This is a genomic window from Streptomyces sp. NPDC034099 (assembly GCF_055575415.1).
The window spans coordinates 724063-743714 of sequence record NZ_JBVISR010000002.1; the positions used below are offsets into that span (position 1 = coordinate 724063).

The following is a 19652-nucleotide window of genomic DNA, read 5'->3' on the forward strand; positions in this document are numbered from 1 at the left end:
GGACCCCTGGCCTTTCCCCGCTCCCCGCCCCTACGGCGTGCAGACCTTCGTCAGTTCGCCCGCCGCGTCGGTGACGGGGCTGAGGTCGGGGGTCTCGTCGCCGTTCTTCACCGAGGTGCGGACGTTGTCGACGGCCGTGCCGAGGTCGTCGACGGCCTTGTTGACGTCGGTGTTGTCGGTCTGGTCGCCGATCTTGTCGAGGTTCTTCTCGATGGAGTTGAGGGACTCCTCCCACTGCGTGGGGTCGTCCGTGTTCTCCACCGCCTGCTGGAGTTCGGTGACGCTGTCGGCTATCGCGTCGGCCGTGCGCACGCAGTCGAGTGCCTTGTCGACGGCGTCGCAGCCGGTGGTGAGGCCGGCCGTCAGGGCGATGGCCGCCGCGGTGGCGACGGCGGTGGCGGTGCGGCGAAGGCTGCGGTGGCGGCTCGCGGCCATGGGTCTCGGTCCTCCCCTGGAACCGGGCCGGGCGGCCCGTGTGCGGTGCGGCGTCGGGCGTACGGCGAGGTCTGCCGTACGCCCGTGGTGCTGTACTGCTAGGGACGCGCCGGTGGGCGGCCGAGTTGCGTGTCCGGCCGCCTTTCCTTGGGACGTCTTTGGTGTTCCCTTTACCTTGCGCGCATCCTCAGCGTTCGAGGGTCGCGTCGAGGGCCTTGCGCTGGAGTGCGGCCAGCTCCGTGCAGCCCCCGGCGGCGAGGTCGAGCAGGGCGTTGAGTTCGTCGCGGGCGAAGGGCTCGGCCTCGGCGGTGCCCTGGACCTCGACGAAGCGGCCGTCGCCGGTGCAGACGACGTTCATGTCGGTGTCGGCGCGGACGTCTTCCTCGTAGCGCAGGTCGAGGAGCGGGGTGCCGTCGACGATGCCGACGGAGACGGCGGAGACGGTGCCGGTGAGCGGCTTGCGGTTGGCCTTGATCAGTTTCCTGCCCTGGGCCCAGCCGATGGCGTCGGCGAGGGCGACGTAGGCGCCGGTGATGGCGGCGGTGCGGGTGCCGCCGTCGGCCTGGAGGACGTCGCAGTCCAGGACGACGGTGTTCTCGCCGAGCGCCTTGTAGTCGATGACGGCGCGCAGGGACCGCCCGATGAGGCGGCTGATCTCGTGGGTGCGGCCGCCGATGCGGCCCTTGACGGACTCGCGGTCGCCGCGGGTGTTGGTGGCGCGCGGGAGCATGGCGTACTCGGCGGTGACCCAGCCTTCGCCGCTGCCCTTGCGCCAGCGCGGGACGCCTTCGGTGACCGAGGCGTTGCAGAGGACCTTGGTGTCGCCGAAGGAGACGAGGACGGAGCCTTCGGCGTGCTTGCTCCAGCCGCGTTCGATGGTGACGGGGCGGAGTTGTCGGGGGGTGCGGCCGTCGATGCGTGACATGCGGGTGAGCCTAGCGGCCCATGGGGAAGGGGCCTGTCCCGGAGTGGGAAAGGCCCCTTGCCGGTGAGCCGGTGGCTCACATCATGTCTTCGATCTCCGCCGCGATCGGGTCGGCGTCGGTGCCGATGACGACCTGGATGGCGGTGCCCATCTTGACGACGCCGTGGGCGCCGGCGGCCTTGAGGGCGGCTTCGTTGACCAGCGCGGGGTCGTTGACCTCGGTGCGGAGTCGGGTGATGCAGCCTTCGATCTCGTCGATGTTGTCGATGCCGCCGAGGCCGGCGACGATCTTCTCAGCCTTGCTGGCCATGTTCGTTCTCCCTGATCCGAGCCGCTTTGTCGCAGTAACCCACAGTTGGCCCATCTTCGCGAGCGGTCATGCGGTGCGTACCGAATGATGGCGTCACGACGGCGGTGCCGTCCGTCAACTGGTCTACACCAGTGTACCGGCGACCGGATGGAGACCGGATGAGTGCCGAGAGTGCGGTCAGTCCCGCCCGCGCCCGCTGGAACACGGCGTTCCAGGGGTTGCAGAAGATGGGTCGCAGTCTTCAGTTGCCCATCGCGGTCCTGCCCGCCGCCGGCATTCTCAACCGGCTGGGGCAGCCGGACGTGTTCGGGGACGACGGTCTCGGCTGGACGAACGTCTCGAAGGTGATGACGGGCGCAGGCGGTGCGCTGCTCGACGGGTCGCTGGGGCTGCCGCTGCTGTTCTGTGTGGGCGTGGCCATCGGGATGGCGAAGAAGGCCGACGGTTCGACGGCGCTGGCCGCGGTGGCGGGGTTCCTCGTCTACTACAACGTGCTGCGGCAGTTTCCGGAGGACTGTCCCGAGGGGTCGAAGGTGGTCCCGCAGATCGGCTGCCAGGTGACCGACGGTTCGGGCGAGGTGACCGCGTTCGTCTTCCAGAATCCCGGGGTGTTCGGCGGCATCGTCATGGGGTTGCTGACGGCGTACTTCTGGCGGCGTTTCCACCGGACGAAGCTGGTGGACTGGCTGGGCTTCTTCAACGGGCGCCGGCTGGTGCCGATCATCATGGCGTTCGTGGCGATCGTGTTCGCGGCACTGTGTCTGTGGGTGTGGCCGCCGATCGGTGACGCGCTGGAGAGCTTCAGCGACTGGATGACCGGGATCGGCGCGTGGGGCGCGGGTGTGTTCGGTCTGGCGAACCGGGCGTTGCTGGTGATCGGTCTGCACCAGTTCCTGAACGTGCCGATGTGGTTCCAGTTCGGTTCGTACACGAAGCCGGACGGCACGGTGGTGCACGGCGACATCAACATGTTCCTGGCGGGCGACCCGGACGCGGGTCAGTTCACGACAGGCTTCTTCCCGATCATGATGTTCGCGCTGCCGGCGGCGGCACTGGCGATCACGCACTGCGCGAAGCCGCACCGGCGCAAGGAGGTCGGCGGGCTGATGCTGTCGGTGGGACTGACGTCGTTCGTGACGGGGATCACGGAGCCGCTGGAGTACTCGTTCCTGTTCATCGCTCCCCTGCTGTACGCGGCGCACGCGGTGCTGACGGGTGTGTCGATGGCGGTGACGTGGGCGCTGGGGGTGAAGGACGGGTTCAGCTTCTCGGCGGGGCTGATCGACTACGTCATCAACTGGAACCTGGCGACCAAGCCGTGGCTGATCATTCCGATCGGGCTGGGTTTCGCGGTGGTGTACTACGTGGTCTTCCGGTTCGCGATCACGAAGTTCGATCTGAAGACTCCGGGAAGGGAGCCCGAGGAAGAGGTGGAGGACGTCACCAAGGTGTAGACCGGTTCGCGTCCTCACGTACCCTTTGAGGGTGGTCTCGCGAAGGCCCCCGGACCAACGGTCCGGGGGCCTTCGCCGCGCCCTCGCACGCGTGTGAGCAGGGGACTTGACCGGGCACTGCGCGTAGCGGTCCGGTCGCGGAATCACGGGTTCCTTACGCCGCCTTCATCGTGCTACAACAGGTCTACACCACTGAGTGGTGTAGACCACCACCCGATGGAGGAAGCATGAGCACCGCCACCGACACGGCGGCCCCCGCAAAGAAGCGGGGATCCGGTCTTTTCCAGGGGCTGCAGAAGGTAGGACGCAGCCTCCAGCTCCCGATCGCCGTTCTTCCGGCGGCGGGCATCATGGTCCGGCTCGGCCAGGACGACATCTTCGGCAAGGACGGTCTCGGCTGGGACAAGGTCGCCGCCGTCTTCAACAACGCGGGCGGTGCCCTCACCGGCTCGTTGCCGATCCTGTTCTGCATAGGCGTGGCCATCGGCTTCGCCAAGAAGGCCGATGGCTCGACCGCGCTGGCAGCGGTGGTCGGCTTCCTCGTCTACAGCAAGGTGCTCGAAGCCTTCCCCGTCACGGAGGCGGTGGTCAAGAACGGCGAGGACGTCGCCGCGACCTACAACGACCCGGGTGTGCTCGGCGGCATCATCATGGGTCTGCTCGCCGCCGTGCTGTGGCAGCGGTTCCACCGCACCAGGCTGGTGGACTGGCTGGGCTTCTTCAACGGGCGCCGGCTGGTGCCGATCATCATGGCCTTCGTCGGCATCATCGTGGGTGTCGTCTTCGGTCTGGTCTGGGAGCCCATCGGCGACGGCATCTCGAACTTCGGCGAGTGGATGACCGGCCTCGGCTCCGGCGGCGCGGCCCTGTTCGGCGGCGTGAACCGCGCGCTGATCCCGGTCGGCATGCACCAGTTCGTGAACACGGTGGCCTGGTTCCAGCTCGGCGACTTCACGGACGCGGCCGGTCAGGTCTGGCAGGGCGACATCCCGCGCTTCCTGCACGGCGACCCGTCCGCGGGCATGTACCAGTCCGGCTTCTTCCCGATCATGATGTTCGGTCTGCCGGCCGCCGCCCTGGCCATGGCGCACACCGCCCGCCCCGAGCGTCGCAAGGCCGTCCTCGGCATGATGGTCTCCCTCGCGCTGACCTCGTTCGTCACCGGTGTGACCGAACCCATCGAGTTCTCGTTCATGTTCATCGCGCCGCTCCTGTACGTCATCCACGCGGTACTCACCGCGGCCTCGATGGCGATCACCTGGGGGCTGGGCGTCCATGACGGCTTCAACTTCTCGGCCGGCTTCATCGACTACGCCCTGAACTGGAGCCTGGCCACCAAGCCATGGATGATCATTCCGATCGGTCTGGTCTTCGCGGTCGTCTACTACGTGGTCTTCCGCTTCGCGATCGTCAAGTTCGACCTGAAGACCCCGGGCCGCGAGCCCGAGGAGGAGGTCGAGGACCTCACCAAGGCGTGAGCCCCGGCCGTACGGCGTGACGAAGGCCCCGGAACCGCGAAGGTTCCGGGGCCTTTCCGCCGTGCGTACCGGGTGTCGCGGGGTCAGATCTCGTACACCGCGCCCGCGGCGGCGACCTCCACCGTCCCGTCGTACACCTCGCGCGCGTCGGCCAGGTTGACCGCGGGGTCGGTCCACGGGGGGATGTGGGTGAGCACCAGGCGCCGGGCGCCGGCCCGGGCCGCGCTCTCGCCCGCCTCGCGTCCGTTGAGATGCAGGTCGGGGATGTTCTCCTTGCCGTGCGTGAAGGCGGCCTCGCACAGGAACAGGTCGGTGTCGCGGGCGAGTTCGTCCAGCACCGGGGTGGCGCCCGTGTCGCCGGAGTACGTCAGTGAGCGGCCGCCGTGCTCGACGCGGATGGCGTAGGCCTCCACGGGATGGGCGACGCGCTCGGTGTGCACGGTGAACGGGCCGACCTCGAAGGTGGAGGGCTTGACCGTGTGGAAGTCGAAGACCTCGCTCATGGAGGAGGCCGAGGGGGTGTCGGCGTAGGCGGTGGTCAGCCGGTGCTCGGTGCCCTCGGGTCCGTAGACCGGGAGCGGGGCGCAGCGGCCGCCGTCGTGCCGGTAGTAGCGCGCCACGAAGTAGGCGCACATGTCGATGCAGTGGTCGGCGTGCAGATGGCTGAGGAAGATCGCGTCGAGGTCGTAGAGACCGCAGTGGCGCTGCAACTCGCCGAGGGCACCGTTGCCCATGTCGAGGAGCAGCCGGAAGCCGTCGGCCTCGACGAGGTAGCTCGAGCAGGCCGATTCCGCGGACGGGAACGACCCCGAGCAGCCGACGACGGTGAGCTTCATGAAGCAGAAACCTCCGCTGGCGCGTGTGGAGAGACGGGGGTCGTGCGGTCCGTCGAGCGTAAGGCGCAAAACCTGCGGTCGCTCCTCCGCCAGGGGCCGTTGTGGGCGAACTCACCTGCGGGATCACCGGTTCGGCTGGAAGCGGGGCGCGCGGGACCCTGGAGGGGGCGCGCGGTCGCGGCGCACGCCGGTACTGTCGGTCGGTATGGACACGTCCTGGTGGCTCGTCTTCGCGGCGGTGGTGCTGCTCGCACTCGTCGCCACGGTCGTCGACGGCTGGGGCCGGGGACGACGGCCGCCCCGGCCGGGCGGCGTCCGGCGGCCGCCGGGGCATCCCGGAGGGCCGGGAGGACGGGCGGTCCGGCCGCGCCCCGCGGAGATCTGGTGGGCGAACGTGCCGTACGAGGACTCCGACGGCGCGAAGGACCGGCCGTGTCTGGTGATCTCGGTGCGCGGGCGGCGGGCGCTGGTCGCGAAGATCACCACGCGTCACCGGGACGGACGGGCCGGGGTGATCACGTTGCCGCCGGGTTCGGTCGGCGACGCGCGGGGCCGGACGAGCTACCTGGAGACCGACGAGCTGCGCGAGGTGCCGGTGGGTGACTTCCGGCGCCGGGTGCGGGTGGTGGACCCGGCCCTGTGGGACCGGGTCCGTCACCTCGCCGAGTAGGGCTCCTCAGGCCCAGAGCTGGCCGTGGAGGGTTTCGATGGCCTCTTCGGTGGTGGCCGCGGTGTAGACGCCGGTGGAGAGGTACTTCCAGCCGCCGTCGGCGACGACGAACACGATGTCCGCGCTCTCCCCCGCCTTGACCGCCTTGTTGCCGACACCGATCGCGGCGTGCAGGGCGGCGCCGGTGGAGACGCCCGCGAAGATGCCCTCCTGCTGGAGCAGCTCACGGGTGCGGGTGACCGCGTCGGCGGAGCCCACCGAGAAGCGGGTGGTGAGGACGGAGGCGTCGTACAGCTCGGGCACGAAGCCCTCGTCGAGGTTGCGCAGGCCGTACACGAGGTCGTCGTAGCGCGGTTCGGCGGCGACGATCTTCACCTCGGGCTTGTGCTCGCGCAGGTAGCGGCCGACGCCCATCAGGGTGCCGGTGGTGCCGAGGCCCGCGACGAAGTGCGTGACCGAGGGCAGGTCGGCAAGGATCTCCGGACCGGTGCCGGCGTAGTGGGCGCCGGCGTTGTCCGGGTTGCCGTACTGATAGAGCATCACCCAGTCCGGGTGCTCGGCGGAGAGTTCCTTGGCGACCCGGACCGCGGTGTTGGAACCGCCCGCGGCCGGGGAGGAGATGATCTCCGCGCCCCACATGGCGAGCAGGTCCCGGCGCTCCTGGGAGGTGTTCTCGGGCATCACGCAGACGATGCGGTAGCCCTTGAGCTTGGCGGCCATGGCCAGCGAGATGCCGGTGTTGCCGCTGGTCGGCTCCAGGATCGTGCAGCCCTTGGTGAGACGGCCGTCCTTCTCCGCCTGCTCGATCATGTGGAGCGCCGGGCGGTCCTTGATCGAGCCGGTCGGGTTGCGGTCCTCCAGCTTGGCCCAGATGCGGACGTCGTCGGACGGCGACAGCCGCGGCAGGCGCACCAGGGGGGTGTTGCCCACCGCGGCCAGCGGGGAGTCGTAGCGCATCGGCGATCAGGCCATGCCGCCGGCCACGGCCGGCAGGATCGTGATGCTGTCGCCGTCGCCGAGCTTGGTGTTGATGCCGTCGAGGAAGCGGACGTCCTCGTCGTTCAGGTAGACGTTGACGAAGCGGCGGAGCTGCTCACCCTCGACGATGCGGGCCTGGATGCCCGTGTGCCGGGTCTCGAGGTCGGCGAAGAGCTGGGCGAGGGTGTCCCCGGTGCCCTCCACCGCCTTCTGGCCGTCGGTGTACTGGCGGAGGATGGTCGGGATGCGGACCTCGATGGCCATGGCTGAGTGCTCCTGTCGGAAGTTTGTCGTGGGTTCGTAGGGCGCGCGGCGGCACACGTCAGCACGCCGCGGCTCACGGCCGTACGGCGGCAACGAAGATCAACAGATGGCGCTTTTCAGCCTGCACAGGTCGACGTGCAGCCGCGCCACGAGCAGCGTGCCCGGCGCCTTTTCGCTCACGTCGAGAAGAACCATGGGCTCATCGTATCGATTCCCGGTCCGGCATCCGGAGTGTGATCTCACCTGATGGACCATTTCCGTCCACTGCGCGAGATCAGTACGCCTCGACGACCTTGACCTCCTCTTCCGTGACCTCGCCCTCCACGATGCGGAACGAGCGGAACTGGAACTCGCCGGCACCGTCGGTGTCCGCGGTGGAGACGAGGACGTAGTGGGCGCCGGGCTCGTTGGCGTAGGAGATGTCGGTGCGGGAGGGGTGGGCCTCGGTGGCGGTGTGGGAGTGGTAGATGACCACCGGCTCCTCGTCGCGGTCGTCCATCTCGCGGTAGAGCTTGAGGAGGTCCTGCGAGTCGAACTCGTAGAAGGTGGGCGAGCGGGCCGCGTTGAGCATGGGGATGAACCGCTCGGGGCGGCCCTCGCCGACGGGACCGGCCACCACGCCGCACGCCTCGTCGGGGTGGTCCTCGCGCGCGTGGGCGACGATCTGGTCGTACAGGGCCTGGGTGATGGTCAGCATGCGGCCAGGATAAGCAGACGGGCCCCCGCGTACCGATGGGTGGTACGCAGGGGCCCGCATGCCGGACATCCTGAGCGGTGGACGCGCCGGGTGCCACGAGCGCCCCGTGCGGCCGGACTTCCGCGGTGCGCGCGAACGCGCTGGTCGGCGGCGTTCGGTGGGTCCGTCAGCCGATCTTCTCGAGCTCCGGCTCGCCGGGCCGTTCGGTGATCTGCGGGTTGCGGCTCTTGAGCACCGCCCAGCCGATGCCGAGGGCGACGGCCCAGCCGGCCATCACGTACAGGCAGACACGGGCGTCGGCGTCGTAGGCGATCAGGCAGGTGACGAAGAGCAGGAAGGCGATGGCGATGTAGGAGCACACCGAGCCGCCCGGCGCCGGGAAGGAGGAGGCGGGCAGGCGGCCCGCGACGACCTTGCGGCGGTACCGCACGTGGCTGACCAGGATCATCAGCCAGGTCCAGATGCCGGCGGCGGTGGCGACGGAGGTGACGTAGCCGAACGCCTTCTCCGGGACGAGGTAGTTCAGGACCACGCCGATGGCCATGAAGACCACCGAGACGGCGATGCCGATGGCCGGGGTCTTCGTCGAGGACAGCTTGTTGAAGACCCTGGGGGCCTCGCCGTTGTCCGCGAGGGTGCGCAGCATGCGGCCCGTGGAGTACATGCCGGAGTTGCAGGACGACAGGGCGGCGGTGAGCACGACGAAGTTGACGATGCCCGCGCCGGCCGGGATGCCGATGACCGCGAAGGCCTCCACGAAGGGGCTGACGCCCTCGGCGAACTCGGTCCACTTGACCACCGCCAGGATGACGGTGAGGGCGCCGACGTAGAAGAGGGCGATGCGCCAGGGCAGGGTGTTGATCGCCTTGGGGAGGGTCTTCTCCGGGTTCTCGGACTCACCCGCGGTGACGCCGACCAGCTCGACGGCGAGGTAGGCGAACATGACGCCCTGGAGGGTCATCAGGGAGGAGCCGATGCCCTTGGGGAAGAAGCCGTCGAACTCCCACAGGTTGGAGACGGCGGCGGTGTCGCCGGCCTGGCTGAAGCCGAAGGTGAGCACGCCGACGCCGATCACGATCATGCCGATGATGGCGGTGACCTTGACCATCGAGAACCAGAACTCGATCTCGCCGAACAGCTTCACCGAGATCAGGTTGGCCACGAACAGCAGTACCAGGAAGACCAGGGCCGAGACCCATTGCGGGATGTCCGGGAACCAGTAGTGGATGTAGATGGCGGCGGCGGTGAGTTCCGCCATGCCGGTGACCACCCACATCAGCCAGTACGTCCAGCCGGTGAAGTAACCGAAGAAGGGGCCGAGGAACTCGCGCGAGTACTCGGCGAAGGAGCCGGAGACGGGTCGGTAGAGGAGCAGCTCGCCGAGCGCCCGCATGATGAAGAAGATGATCACACCCGCGAGGGCGTACATGAGGATGATGCTGGGGCCGGCCTTGGCGATGTTGGCCCCGGCGCCCAGGAAGAGGCCGACGCCGATGGCGCCGCCGATCGCGATCATCTGGACCTGGCGGCTGTTGAGACCGCGCTCGTAGCCCTCTTCGGGGGCCTTGTCCGTGTCGACCTGCGCAGAGGTCATGTGTGGTGCGCCTTTCTCCATGCCGACCCGGACCTTGACTCGGCCTCGGATCGGGTCTCGATCCCCCCGGATGATGGAGCTGAGCGGGCCTCACATCCCGCTCGGTGCCTGGCCGGCGGTCTGCCGGCTCGGTGGCGCACCCGGCCGAACATTCGGGTGGTGTTCGCCGGGCGGTCGTGAAGATTTACCACGACGGCGGCGCTGATCACAGGGGCCGACTGTGACGTGTCACACAGGGAGAAGCGGACAGAAGCCGCGCCTGCGGGGCAAAAACGGCGCGGCTTTGACGGGATCGTTATCCGGATTTGAGGCTCCGCTGAGCGGACACGGAGAGTGACGAAACCGCGCCGCTCAGGACATAAGGGTCGCAACGAGCGACTCCTGGAGCCCGCCGAGCCACAGGTACGCCATCACCATCGGCTTGCGCGGGTCCTCGTCGGGCAGCCGGTAGAGCAGGTCGGTGTCGTCCTCGTCGGCGATCTCCAGTCGGGAGCCGATCGCCAGGCGCAGGTCGTTCAGGGCGCGCAGCCACTGCTGGGACTCCTCGGGCGACAGCTTCAGCACCGCGCCCTCCTCGCCCGCCGACGCCGAGGAGAGGGCGTCCAGGGTGCGGACCACCGCCAGCGCGTTGTCCCGCTTGCCGGCCCGCAGGTCGTTCTCGGTGTAGCGGCGGAACTCCGCGGAGTGCGCCCGCTGCTCCTCGGCCTCCCGCGCCTGCGGGGCGCCCTCGGGGTCGCCGTAGGCGTCCGGGAACAGGCGGCGCAGCACCGGGTCGGAGGGCGGCTCGCTCGGGCCCTCGGCGAACAGCTCGGCGAGCGGGTCGTCGGAGGCGTCCTCGGCGGGTCCGGGGCCGATCAGCTCAAGGAGCTGCACGGCCAGGGAGCGGATGATGGAGATCTCGACGTCGTCGAGCGCGACGGCCGCGCCGCCGCCGGGGAGCGGTTCGAATTGTCCGGGCATGAAGGCGATTCAGCTGCTTCCGTCCTGCGGGCGGGCGTGGGTCATTTCCGGTCCTGCTGGAGGGTGGCCCACAGACCGTAGCCGTGCATGGCCTGTACGTCCCGCTCCATCTCCTCCCGGCTGCCGCTGGACACGACCGCCCGGCCCTTGTGATGGACGTCCATCATGAGCTTGGTGGCCTTGTCCTTGGAGTAGCCGAAGTACGACTGGAAGACGTACGTCACGTAGCTCATGAGGTTGACGGGATCGTTGTGGACGATCGTCACCCAGGGCACGTCGGGCTCGGGTACGGCGAAGACCTCCTCCGCCGACTCGGTCTTCTCGATCTCCATGGGTGCGGCTGCCGTCACACAGCCCATGCTGCCACCACAGGGGGGCACCCGCACAAACGGGCCTGTGGCGGGCGCCACGCGAACCGGTCGGACATCGAAATCGTCAGACTGACGAAATGGGGGTACGATCCGTCGTATGAACACAGCGGACCTTGGGCTGCCGGTGGACGTCCCCTCGACGGCGCTCTTCACGGACCAGTACGAGCTGACCATGCTCCGAGCCGCGCTGAAGGCCGGTACGGCCGGGCGGCGGAGCGTGTTCGAGGTCTTCACCCGGCGCCTGCCCGACGGGCGCCGCTACGGCGTCGTGGCGGGCACCGGGCGGGTGCTGGACGCCGTGGAGAACTTCCGCTTCGACGCGGGCGTCCTGCGCTTCCTGCGCGAGAAGGACATCGTCGACGAGGAGACCCTGGACTGGCTGGCGCAGTACCGGTTCAGCGGGGACATCTGGGGCTACCCCGAGGGCGAGGTGTACTTCCCGGGCTCGCCGATCATGCGGGTCGAGGGCACCTTCGGCGAGTGCGTGCTGCTGGAGACGGTGATCCTGTCCATCCTCAACCACGACTCGGCGATCGCGGCCGCCGCCTCCCGCATGTCCTCCGCCGCCGGTGACCGGCCGCTGATCGAGATGGGCGCCCGCCGCACCCACGAGCTGGCCGCCGTCGCCGCCGCCCGCTCGGCCTACGTCGGCGGCTTCGCGACCACCTCCGACCTCGCCGCCGGCTTCCGCTACAACATCCCCACCGTCGGCACCTCCGCCCACGCCTTCACCCTGCTCCACGACCACGAGCGCGACGCCTTCCGCGCCCAGGTGGACGCCCTGGGCCGGGACACCACGCTGCTCGTGGACACCTACGACGTCGCCGAGGCCGTCCGTACGGCCGTGGAGGTCGCCGGGCCCGAGCTGGGCGCGGTGCGCATCGACTCCGGCGACCTGCTGCTGGTCGCCCACCGGGTGCGCCAGCAGCTCGACGAGCTGGGCGCCACCGGGACGAAGATCGTGGTGACCTCGGACCTGGACGAGTACGCCATCGCCTCGCTGGCGGCGGCGCCCGTGGACGCCTACGGCGTCGGTACCCAGCTGGTGACCGGCTCCGGGCACCCGACGGCCTCGATGGTCTACAAGCTGGTCGCCCGCGCCGAGTCCGGCGAGGAGGGCGCGCCGCTGGTGCCGGTGGCCAAGAGGTCCAGCGGCGGCAAGACCTCCATCGGCGGCCGCAAGTGGGCCGCGCGGCGCCTGGACGCGTACGGGCACGCCGAGGCCGAGGTGGTCGGCACCGGGCCGGTGCCCGACGCGCTGGCCGACCGGCAGCTCCTGGTCGAGCTGGTCAAGGGCGGCGAGGTCGTCGCCCGCGAGCCGCTGGACGCCGCCCGGGACCGGCACGCCGCCGCCCGCGCCAACCTCCCGCTGTCCGCCACCCAGCTCTCCCGAGGGGAACCCGTCATTCCGACGGAGTACGCACACGGGGGCTCGGGTAGCTAAAGCTGGTGCCCCCCAACCGCACATCCGACCCAGTCGAAGGACACCGACCATGCGCCGCGCCTTGATCGTCGTAGACGTGCAGAACGACTTCTGCGAGGGGGGCAGCCTCGCCGTGTCCGGCGGTGCCGACGTGGCCGCCGCCATCACCGAGCTGATCGGGCAGGCGCCCGCCGGCTACCGCCACGTGGTGGCCACCCGCGACCACCACGTCGCCCCGGGCGGCCACTTCGCCGACAACCCGGACTACGTCCACTCCTGGCCGGCGCACTGCGTCGCCGGCACCGAGGGGGTCGGCTTCCACCCGAACTTCGCCCCCGCCGTCGCCTCCGGCGCGATAGACGCCGTCTTCGACAAGGGGGCGTACGCGGCCGCCTACAGCGGCTTCGAGGGCGCCGACGAGAACGGCACCGGCCTCGCCGAGTGGCTGCGCTCCCGCGGGATCGACGAGGTCGACGTCGTGGGCATCGCCACCGACCACTGCGTGCGGGCCACCGCCCTGGACGCCGCCCGCGAGGGCTTCCGTACGCAGGTGCTGCTCGACCTGACCGCCGGAGTGGCCCCGGAGACCACCGAGCGGGCGCTGGAGGAGCTGCGGGAGGCGGGCGTGGAGCTGTCTGGGAAGCCGGTCGTGCAGTAGCGCCCTCGGGGGCCGGCCTACGTCTGGGCGGTCGGGCGTCTGAGCAGGGCCCGGATCGGGTGCCACAGCTCCTGGACCAGGTCCGGGCCGCCCACGGCGTCCGCCACCGGTGCCGTGCGCCATATCAGGCCGTCCGGGTGGTGCAGGACCGCGGTGACCTCGTCCGGGGTCGGCGGAGCCGCGTTGCCCCGCAGGTAGACGCTGCGCAGCCCCAGGTTGCGCAGCCTGGTCAGGGCGCGCGCCCGGTTCTGGGCGTGGACGAGAAAGCGCACGCTGGCGCCGCCCGCCGGGCTGGGGCTGGGCAGGTTCAGTGCCACCACCACCATGCCGTTCGGCAGCTTGCAGAAGCCTCCTGCGGCCATGCGGTCATACCCCCGAGTCAGCCTGGGTCGGTCCGGGCGCCGGGCCCGGTGTCAATAAGAGAACCACAGGACGCACCTAAACACGGATCGGCGGCGACCCGCCAGGGGGTCACCGCCGATCATGCTCTGACCTGGGCAGATGCTATTTACCTGCCCGCGGGGCCAACCTCCAGCTCGATCGTCGAGCCGTTCTTGGCCTCCTTCAGGATCTTGATCTTCGTGTTGGTGTCAGTGATCTTGACACCGCCGGTCGGGTTCGCCGGGTCGTAGTAGTCGTTCTTGCGGTCGTTGAAGACCGAGACGCCCTTCGAGCCCGGGACGTACTTCGCGACGTCCGCCTTGTGCAGCGTCATGCCGTCCGTGCGGTAGAGGCTGAACGGCGAGTCGTACGCCTGGAAGCGGTTGCGCATCAGCGTGCCGTCCTTCCACTTCAGCGCGGTCGGGTGCGAGTCGATCGGCAGGACCAGGCCGGTGCCCGGGTGCTGGCTGGTGTTGTTGTCCGCCTGGGAGGTGTCCCACTTCCAGATCAGCAGGCCGTTCTGGTACGCGTAGTGCTCGACCCAGTTCGGACGCTCCGAGAAGCCGAAGTTGTACGGGCCGGTCTTCAGCGTCTTGTCGTACGACACGTACTGCCGGTTCTCGGCGATGTAGTACTGCGCGTACTCCTTGGTGAAGGAGGCGCCCTTGCGGGTGAAGCCGTTCGCCGTCCACGCGGCGTCCTCGGTCTCCGCGTTGTCGGAGAACAGCGTCGCGCCGTCGGCCGTCACCGCGATCTGGTCGGCGGTGAAGCCCTTCATCGCCAGGCCGCCGTCGGTCTGGTAGCGGAAGCGCAGGTCGATCTTCTTGCCCGCGTAGGCGTCCAGCGGGTAGACCAGCTTGCCGTAGGCGTCGACGGTGCCGCTCAGGGCGGGCTTGTCGCTGCCGTCGCGCTGGATCGGCCGGCCGTCGAAGGTGCCGTCGATCGCGGTCCAGTTGGCGCCGCCGTCGGTGGAGACCTCGGTGTAGAGGAAGTCGTAGTCGGCCTCGATGTCGTACCAGCCGTCCAGGGTGAGGGAGGCGGACGACTTGCCGGTGAGGTCGACGCTGCGGCTCAGGGTGTTCTTGAGGTCGTTGCCGCTGCCGCTCCACCACTGGGTCTTGCCCTCGGCGGGGGTCACGATCTCGGTGGTGACCTCCTCCTTCGGCAGCTCGACGACCAGGCCCTGCTTGTGCTTGGTGTTGTACTCGGCCACACCCAGCTTGTGCCAGGAGTTGACGCCCGCCTTGGCGGTGTCGTAGTTCAGCCAGCCCAGCTGGAGCTTGTCCCAGGCGTTCATGTCGCCGGGCAGGTCGCCGATCTCGTTGCGGCCGGTGCCCAGCCACGAGCCGGACGACATCAGCGTCCAGAAGCCGGTGGAGTTGTCGCCACCGGCGGTGTCGTAGTGGTCCGGCAGGCCGAGGTCGTGGCCGTACTCGTGCGCGTAGACGCCGAGTCCGCCGTTCTCCGGCTGGATGGTGTAGTCGCCGACCCAGATGCCGGTGTCGCCGATCTGGGTGCCGCCGAGCTTGTTGTCGGCGGGGCCGGTGGCGCCGGCGTCGGTGCCGAAGGCGTACCAGCGGTGGGCCCAGATGGCGTCCTCGCCCTGCGCGCCGCCGCCCGCGGACTCGTCCTCGCCGGCGTGCACGATCTGGAAGTGGTCGATGTAGCCGTCGGGCTCGTTGAAGTCGCCGTCGCCGTCGAAGTCGTAGCGGTCCCACTGGTCGTACTGGGTCAGCTGGGACTTGATCTGGGCGTCGGTGCGGCCGGCCGCCTTCTGGTCGGCGACCCAGGCGGTGACGCCGTCCTGCACCGCGTACCAGGCGCAGTTGTCGGGGTCGCACTTGTTGGAGCCGTAGCGGGCCTCGTTGTAGGGGACCTTGACCCAGTCGGAGACCTCGCCGTCGACCGAGTAGCGGCCGGAGGACTGCTTCTCGTAGTAGGTCTTGACCGAGTCGACGCCCTTGCCGGAACCGAAGTACAGGTCCTGGAAGTGCTCCTGGTCGTAGTCCTCCTGCCAGGCCGTGGAGTTGTCCGTCTTGCGGTTCGGCTTGGCTATCTCGTTGTGCAGCGGGCCGGGGGTGCCGCCGTAGCGGCTGTCGACCTTGTCGCCGAACTCGACCAGGATGGTGAAGATCTTGTCGGTCTTCTCCCGGCCCAGCTCGACGTACTTGGCGTCGCCCTTCTTGCTCTTCAGCTGGACGACGTTGGAGCCGTCCTTCTTCTTCACCGAGGCGTTGCCGGATATGACCTGGTTCAGGGCTTCCTCACGCTGGGCGGCCTGAGTGTCGCTCAGGGGACCCTTGAGGTCGTGGGAGCGCGTGGTCTTGTCCGGGCCGGGGTCGTGGCGGTTCACGGCCTCCGGCCGGGACGGCGAGTCCGCCTGCGCCACACCGGCCGCCGAGAGCGTGGCGGTCGCGGCGGCGAGTGCGACGGTGGTCGCCGCGGTTCTGAACGTCCAGGATCTGCTGGTCACTTGAGTTCCTCCCCCGCGTCCACGCGCGCGGATGGGGGACAAGGACAGAGCAAAGCCCGCGCACACGTGATCAACGCGTGTAGTCAAGTGACGACATTTGACTAGAGGTTCGGCGGAAAAGACAGACCTTGACTTGAGCAGAACAAGTGCACTATGCGGAGTGGCCGTTCGCTTTGCGGACACCGGATCGTGACCTTCGGCCGGTCCCGCGGGGTGGCCCGGGCCCGACGGGCGCGCGGGACCGTCCACTTCCCGGACGTCATGAATCCGTGCGCCCCCCGTGCATCGGCCGTGCCGGTTAGGTCGTGCTTACTGCTGGTTCCACTCGGGCACACAGCGGGTTAGAGTCGCTTGGCGGAACGCCCGGAAGCCGGCGGAAAGCCAGGCCGACAGCCCGTCTCACCCCATGATTGTCTTCCGAGGACACGATGGCCATGCCCCGTCCGACTGCCGCCCAGTTCGCCTACGGTTCGTGCACCGTGATCTTCTCGACGCTCGCCATGCTGCTGCTGTCGCAGACGAGTTCGGGTCCCGGAGTCGCCCTCATCGCCGTCGCGGCCCTCGCCCTCGGGCTGCTGGTCGCCATGACGGTCCCCCTGCCCAGGACGCGCGCGGTGACCGCCGTGCCGACCCACCGGTTCACCGCGGACCGGGAACGGGTGCAGGTGCCCGCGGGTGCCCGGGTCTCGGCCGGTGCGGGCGAGGCCACGCGCGGGCGGGCCGCCTGAGCGTCCGCGACCGTCAACGGGCGCTGACCACGACCGTCTTGGCCGCCTTGTCGTGCAGGCCCTGCTTGTAGGGCTTGTCGAAGAAGCTCCAGCCGCCCGCGATGATCGTCCACACGCAGGCACAGCAGAAGGCGAACGGGATCCACAGCACCAGGGCCCGGATCAGCGACGTCTGTACGGAGGGCGTCGCCCCGTTGTCCAGGTTGGCCACCCGCAACCCGAGCCACTTCTTGCCGAGGGTCTGACCCGTCCTCGTCGTCATGTAGGTGTCGTACGCGATGTAGAGCACGGCGGCGATCACGGACTGCCCGAAGGACTTGCCGACGGAGACGTCGTCGCCGTCGACCGTGTACTCCTGGACGTTGAAGGCCCAGCTGAGCAGCCAGACCACGATGCCCACGAGGATCATGTCGACGATCCGGGCGAGCGTGCGCCGCCCGCTGTCGGCGAGCGGGGGCATGCCGGCCAGCGGATCGCCGGGGTAGCCGCCACCGCCGTACGGGTCACCGCCGTAGGGGCCGCCGCCACCGGGGGGAGGGGGGCCGCCGTAAGGGCCGCCGCCACCGGGGGGTGGGGCCCCGTAAGGACCTCCGCCGCCGGGGGGCGGGGGCGGGTTGTCGTAGGGGTTCTTCCTCAGCGGGTCGTCTTCCGGCGGCTGCTGCCCGGGGGGCGGTTCGCTGCTCATGTCCCGAGTGGACCTCGGGGTCTGTTACGGCGCATCCGGCGAGCGGCCGTCCGGAGTAGTGCGGGTACGTCGTGGTTGCTCGCGCAGTTCCCCGCGCCCCTTGTGGGGCGCGTCCAGTGCACGTACCTCAAGGGGCGCGGGGAACTGCGCGACCAGCCCCCACGCACCCGGAGACGAGACCCGCGTTCTCCCGACCCCCCGTCCAGCTAGCCCGCGACGAACGTGTTGGCGGCCTTGTCGTGCCAGCACTGGTGCCACGGGCGGTCGAACAGGCACCACGCGACGCCGACCACGCCGACGACCAGGAGTCCGGGGACGCTGTAGACCAGCCAGCGGCGCAGGGCCGCGCCGAAGGACGGCGGCTCGTGGGCCTCGATGTCCCGCACCTCCAGACCGAGCAGCCTCTTGCCCAGGGTGCGGCCCCACTTGGCGGTGGGCAGCGCCTCGTAGACGACGCCGAAGAGCAGCAGGACGGCGAGCACGATGCCCAGGTACGTGGACGTCGTGCCGTCCAGCAACCAGACCGTGACGGTCTCGCCGGACAGCTTGGCCTCGTCGATCTTGTCGTTGACGTGGTCGATCGCCTTGACGCCGAGCGGCACGGCGGCCACGGCGGTGACGCCCGCGAGGACGACCGTGTCGATCAGCCGGGCGGCCAGCCGCTTGCCGAGCCCGGCGGGCCGGGCCGCCGCCTGGCGCCGGGCGGCGGCCTGGAACACGTCCTCGACCGGCGGCTTCCACGGTGTGACGGGCTGCTCGTCGCCGCCCGCCCCGGCCAGCCGGTGCACCTGCTGCGCCCAGGAGGTCTGGCCGCCGCCGGGACCGCCCGCCGCGACCGGCGCGGAGGCGGCGGGCTGCGGCTGCGGGGGTGCCTGGTGAGGCACGCCGGAGGCGGCGGGCGCCACAGGAGACTGAGCGGCGGCGGCCCGGGCGGCGGCCGCCTTGCCGGCTCCGAACCCGGGTCCGGAGCCGGAGTTGGGGCCGGGAGTGGGAACGGGACCGGGACCTGAACCAGGAGCGGGTCCGCCCGGCTGCGGGCCCGGGCGCGGGGCGACCGCGCGGAAGGTCATGGTGCCCTCGTCCTGTGCGGCGGCGGGGGCGCTCTGCCGGCCCGCCGCCGGACGGCGGAAGACGAAGGTGTTGCCGGCCTCCCCCTCCTCCGCCCCCGCTGCCGCCTCCGGTGAGGCGGAGGCGGCAGCCGCGGCGGCGCCCTGCCCGCCGGAGCCGGCGGCGCCCTGGGCGGGCGGTGCCTCCTGCCGGGCGTGCGGGACCCTCGGGTCCGCGGCCTGCGCCGTGCCCGGCCAGGCGACGGGCTGTTCCGGGGCGTCGGCGGGGCCGCCGGACGGGCCGGAGCGGTCGGCGCCCCACGCGGTGGCGGACTCCGGACGGCTGCCGTGCTGGGACGCGGCGGCCGGCGGCGGGTCCTCGACCGGGTCCTCGTCGAAGAAGTGCGGCCCGGTCTCCTCGACGGAGGGCCGCGCGCCGGGCGGAGGCGCGAGCGGCTCGCCGTCCTTGGGGGCGGGGCGGCTGGTGCCCGCCACCCAGGAGGCGCCGTTCCAGTACCGGACGTATCCGGGAATGGACGGGTCCGGGTAATACCCTTCGCGGGGCCTGTCGTCACCGGGGGCCGGGGTTGGGGCGCTCATGTCCGTCGTCCCGTATCTGCTCGGGGGTTGATAAGGGGGCCTCAACATCTATCAGACGGGCGCAATCCGCACCGCCGGTCCCGCCGTACCCGCCCCTTTCCGGGCAACCTCGTGCCGGGACCTTCACATCCGGGCCGCGCCCTGGTTCCGGGTGCGGAAAAAAGTTCCCCGGACCCGCGTAATGCTCCGGCCTCCGGCCGCTCTCCCCGGGCAAGGACCGCACGAGACCCGGGAGAGGAACCCGCCATGCACCCCAACCCCACCGGCCCCACCGTCGTGGAACGCGAGCTGGAGCTGAGGCTCGTCCTGTCGCCCGAGCGCGGCATCCCGGTGCCGGCCAGGCTCGGCTACCACACCGACGATCCCTACGCCGTCCACATCACCTTCCACATCGACTCCGGGCACCCGGTGCACTGGACGTTCGCCCGCGATCTCCTGGTGGAGGGCGTCTTCCGGCCCTCCGGTCACGGGGACGTGCGGGTGTGGCCGTCGAAGGCGGAGGGGCGCAGCGTCGTGCTGATCGCGCTGAGCAGCCCGGACGGCGACGCCCTCCTGGAGGCGCCCACGCCCCAGGTGTCGGCCTGGCTGGAGCGGACCCTGCGGGCGGTGCCGCCGGGGACCGAGGGCGCGCAGCTGGGGATCGACGACGGGCTGGCCGAGCTGCTCGCCCGGTGAGGGACAGCAGG

22 protein-coding genes are annotated in these 19652 nt (G+C 70.1%); 7 read left to right on the plus strand and 15 right to left on the minus strand.

Translation table 11 applies throughout. The features are described 5' to 3' along the window. Positions 1-30: 30 nt before the first annotated feature. The 3 genes from ACZ56V_RS08295 to ACZ56V_RS08305 form a co-directional block, all read right to left on the minus strand. Entirely contained in the window at positions 31-435 is a 405-nt protein-coding gene (locus ACZ56V_RS08295; RefSeq protein WP_398910517.1) for a hypothetical protein, read from the minus strand. A gap of 187 nt (positions 436-622) precedes the next feature. Next, on the minus strand, positions 623-1360 hold the full coding sequence (gene rph, locus ACZ56V_RS08300) for a ribonuclease PH (protein ID WP_356361524.1): 738 nt from the start codon (positions 1358-1360) through the stop codon (positions 623-625). A 76-nt stretch (positions 1361-1436) separates the two neighbouring features. Next, positions 1437-1670: a PTS sugar transporter subunit IIB gene (locus ACZ56V_RS08305; RefSeq protein WP_003975905.1), complete on the minus strand. Its 234-nt coding sequence runs from the start codon at positions 1668-1670 to the stop codon at positions 1437-1439. 158 nt (positions 1671-1828) lie between these two features. Between ACZ56V_RS08305 and ACZ56V_RS08310 the strand changes: the two genes are divergently transcribed. Further along, positions 1829-3124: a PTS transporter subunit EIIC gene (locus tag ACZ56V_RS08310; RefSeq protein ID WP_356361527.1), complete on the plus strand. Its 1296-nt coding sequence runs from the start codon at positions 1829-1831 to the stop codon at positions 3122-3124. A 227-nt stretch (positions 3125-3351) separates the two neighbouring features. Continuing rightward, positions 3352-4602, plus strand: a complete 1251-nt coding sequence (locus ACZ56V_RS08315; RefSeq protein WP_356361529.1) for a PTS transporter subunit EIIC — start codon at positions 3352-3354, stop codon at positions 4600-4602. Between the two features lie 83 nt (positions 4603-4685). On the opposite strand, the gene ACZ56V_RS08320 is transcribed toward ACZ56V_RS08315, so the two are convergent. After that, entirely contained in the window at positions 4686-5438 is a 753-nt protein-coding gene (locus ACZ56V_RS08320; protein ID WP_398910516.1) for an MBL fold metallo-hydrolase, read from the minus strand. A 205-nt stretch (positions 5439-5643) separates the two neighbouring features. Here ACZ56V_RS08320 and ACZ56V_RS08325 point away from each other — a divergent pair, with 205 nt between their 5' ends. Then, positions 5644-6108 carry a type II toxin-antitoxin system PemK/MazF family toxin gene (locus ACZ56V_RS08325; protein ID WP_398910514.1) on the plus strand — a complete coding sequence of 155 codons (465 nt, stop codon included), beginning with the start codon at positions 5644-5646 and terminating at the stop codon, positions 6106-6108. Positions 6109-6114: 6 nt separating this feature from the next. On the opposite strand, the gene ACZ56V_RS08330 is transcribed toward ACZ56V_RS08325, so the two are convergent. The 7 genes from ACZ56V_RS08330 to clpS form a co-directional block, all read right to left on the minus strand. Beyond that, positions 6115-7065, minus strand: coding sequence for a PLP-dependent cysteine synthase family protein (locus ACZ56V_RS08330; RefSeq protein ID WP_104635382.1), 951 nt, complete (start codon positions 7063-7065; stop codon positions 6115-6117). A gap of 6 nt (positions 7066-7071) precedes the next feature. Further along, entirely contained in the window at positions 7072-7350 is a 279-nt protein-coding gene (locus tag ACZ56V_RS08335; protein ID WP_104635381.1) for a MoaD/ThiS family protein, read from the minus strand. Between the two features lie 99 nt (positions 7351-7449). After that, entirely contained in the window at positions 7450-7545 is a 96-nt protein-coding gene (locus ACZ56V_RS08340; RefSeq protein ID WP_309546867.1) for a putative leader peptide, read from the minus strand. A gap of 79 nt (positions 7546-7624) precedes the next feature. After that, the gene (locus tag ACZ56V_RS08345) at positions 7625-8047 is read right to left on the minus strand and encodes a M67 family metallopeptidase (RefSeq protein WP_030180146.1); all 423 of its coding nucleotides are present in this window, start codon (positions 8045-8047) and stop codon (positions 7625-7627) included. A gap of 166 nt (positions 8048-8213) precedes the next feature. Then, positions 8214-9641 (minus strand): amino acid permease, encoded by a 1428-nt coding sequence (locus ACZ56V_RS08350; protein ID WP_356361537.1) that lies wholly within the window; start codon positions 9639-9641, stop codon positions 8214-8216. A 351-nt stretch (positions 9642-9992) separates the two neighbouring features. Then, positions 9993-10601 carry a DUF2017 domain-containing protein gene (locus ACZ56V_RS08355; RefSeq protein ID WP_104635379.1) on the minus strand — a complete coding sequence of 203 codons (609 nt, stop codon included), beginning with the start codon at positions 10599-10601 and terminating at the stop codon, positions 9993-9995. Between the two features lie 41 nt (positions 10602-10642). Further along, positions 10643-10960 carry an ATP-dependent Clp protease adapter ClpS gene (clpS, locus tag ACZ56V_RS08360; protein ID WP_003975895.1) on the minus strand — a complete coding sequence of 106 codons (318 nt, stop codon included), beginning with the start codon at positions 10958-10960 and terminating at the stop codon, positions 10643-10645. Positions 10961-11069: 109 nt separating this feature from the next. Between clpS and ACZ56V_RS08365 the strand changes: the two genes are divergently transcribed. Next, complete coding sequence (locus ACZ56V_RS08365; RefSeq protein ID WP_467378379.1) at positions 11070-12416, plus strand: nicotinate phosphoribosyltransferase; 1347 nt, start codon at positions 11070-11072, stop codon at positions 12414-12416. A 49-nt stretch (positions 12417-12465) separates the two neighbouring features. Then, entirely contained in the window at positions 12466-13053 is a 588-nt protein-coding gene (locus tag ACZ56V_RS08370; protein ID WP_356361542.1) for a nicotinamidase, read from the plus strand. Between the two features lie 17 nt (positions 13054-13070). On the opposite strand, the gene ACZ56V_RS08375 is transcribed toward ACZ56V_RS08370, so the two are convergent. Further along, positions 13071-13415 (minus strand): hypothetical protein, encoded by a 345-nt coding sequence (locus ACZ56V_RS08375; RefSeq protein ID WP_398910507.1) that lies wholly within the window; start codon positions 13413-13415, stop codon positions 13071-13073. A gap of 146 nt (positions 13416-13561) precedes the next feature. After that, positions 13562-15907, minus strand: coding sequence for an immune inhibitor A domain-containing protein (locus ACZ56V_RS08380; RefSeq protein ID WP_468940302.1), 2346 nt, complete (start codon positions 15905-15907; stop codon positions 13562-13564). 428 nt (positions 15908-16335) lie between these two features. Between ACZ56V_RS08380 and ACZ56V_RS08385 the strand changes: the two genes are divergently transcribed. Beyond that, on the plus strand, positions 16336-16635 hold the full coding sequence (locus tag ACZ56V_RS08385; protein WP_468940305.1) for a hypothetical protein: 300 nt from the start codon (positions 16336-16338) through the stop codon (positions 16633-16635). Between the two features lie 13 nt (positions 16636-16648). On the opposite strand, the gene ACZ56V_RS08390 is transcribed toward ACZ56V_RS08385, so the two are convergent. Both ACZ56V_RS08390 and ACZ56V_RS08395 read right to left on the minus strand, forming a co-directional pair. Further along, positions 16649-17320 (minus strand): RDD family protein, encoded by a 672-nt coding sequence (locus ACZ56V_RS08390; protein WP_398910501.1) that lies wholly within the window; start codon positions 17318-17320, stop codon positions 16649-16651. A 206-nt stretch (positions 17321-17526) separates the two neighbouring features. Next, entirely contained in the window at positions 17527-18966 is a 1440-nt protein-coding gene (locus ACZ56V_RS08395; protein WP_468940308.1) for an RDD family protein, read from the minus strand. A 246-nt stretch (positions 18967-19212) separates the two neighbouring features. On the opposite strand from ACZ56V_RS08395, the gene ACZ56V_RS08400 reads away from it, so the two are divergent. Continuing rightward, positions 19213-19641, plus strand: coding sequence for an SsgA family sporulation/cell division regulator (locus ACZ56V_RS08400; protein ID WP_398910497.1), 429 nt, complete (start codon positions 19213-19215; stop codon positions 19639-19641). The last annotated feature ends 11 nt before the right edge of the window (positions 19642-19652 follow it).